Here is a 236-nt window from a genome sequence, read left to right as displayed (position 1 = left end):
GACTCTTGGGCTGGGGCAGTTGCTGGCGCTTGTGCCTCTCCGTGATCATGTCCCGCTTCCCCTACTCCTGCTTTCACCGTCGTAACAGAGGCTGGCGTTTTGGAATCCTTGTCTCCTGTCCACTCTACTACTTCACCGTCTGCATAGGTTTGGTATGCTTTCCAGGCAAGGCTTCCCTCTTCTTTTGGATTCGCACCTACGAAAGCGAATTCCATAAACTCATGCGCCTTGATCCC

At 53.4% G+C, this 236-nt stretch carries 1 protein-coding gene; it reads right to left on the bottom strand.

Translation table 11 applies throughout. From position 1 onward, the window contains the following. A partial coding sequence (locus SB773_RS34635) for a DUF1775 domain-containing protein (RefSeq protein WP_410595077.1) occupies nucleotides 1-236 on the bottom strand: 236 nt, incomplete at both ends.

It is taken from the genome of Bacillus sp. SIMBA_074 (assembly GCF_046534555.1).
Lineage (GTDB): Bacteria > Bacillota > Bacilli > Bacillales > Bacillaceae_G > Bacillus_A > Bacillus_A mycoides.
Note: the sequence above shows the minus strand (reverse complement) of the source record. Positions and strands in the feature narration are given on the sequence as shown.